Origin of the sequence: Bradyrhizobium mercantei, from assembly GCF_001982635.1 — a bacterium.
GTDB lineage: Bacteria > Pseudomonadota > Alphaproteobacteria > Rhizobiales > Xanthobacteraceae > Bradyrhizobium > Bradyrhizobium mercantei.
Window position 1 is genome coordinate 1 of record NZ_MKFI01000061.1, and the last position, 701, is coordinate 701.

At 63.1% G+C, this 701-nt stretch carries 1 protein-coding gene and 1 pseudogene; one reads left to right on the forward strand and one right to left on the reverse strand.

Features of this window, described 5'->3' with window-relative positions; translation table 11 throughout:
- Positions 1-215 (reverse strand): preQ(1) synthase (locus tag BI327_RS40915; protein WP_394329921.1); only part of this gene is annotated, 215 nt, incomplete at its 3' end.
- A gap of 165 nt (positions 216-380) precedes the next feature.
- On the opposite strand from BI327_RS40915, the pseudogene eno reads away from it, so the two are divergent.
- Positions 381-701: pseudogene (gene eno / locus BI327_RS40920) on the forward strand (phosphopyruvate hydratase); the annotation flags it as partial.

A 701-nucleotide genomic window follows, 5' to 3' on the forward strand; every position in this document is an offset into this window, starting at 1 on the left:
ACATAGTCGATCACCAGATGGGCGAAATCCGGTTGACCCGTCACCGGGCAGATCGAGGTGAATTCCGGCACCGTGAAGCGCACCAGATAATCGGTACCAGCCTGCGGGTTGGGCACGCGGTCGAGCTGCGCCTTTTCCGGCGCGTCGGGCCATTCCACCGCACGGCCGAGTTGCAGGCCCGGGGAGGTCGTTGATTTGCTGGATTTCTTCGCCATGAGGGGTCTCCGTGGGGTCCTCATAGAGCATGATCCGGAAAAGTGGAAACCGGTTTTCCTGCAAAACAACCCCATGCAAAGGGGGCCGTCAGGCGGCCTTTTCCCCCTCGATGCATTGCGGTAGAAGCACCGCCATCTGCCCCCTCACTGCCACAAGAGGTTCTCATGACTGACATCGTCGACATCATCGGCCGCGAAATCCTGGATAGCCGCGGCAACCCCACGGTCGAGGTCGATGTGGTGCTGGAGGATGGGTCAATCGGTCGCGCGGCGGTGCCGTCGGGGGCTTCCACCGGCGCGCATGAGGCGGTGGAACTGCGGGATGGCGACAAGTCGCGCTATCTCGGCAAGGGCGTCGAGAAGGCGGTTGCCGCCATCAACGGCGAGATCTTCGAGGCGCTCAGCGACCAGGCCGTCGAGGAGCAGGTCGCGATCGACCAGATCATGATCGAGCTCGACGGCACGCCGAACAAGAGCCGGCTTGGC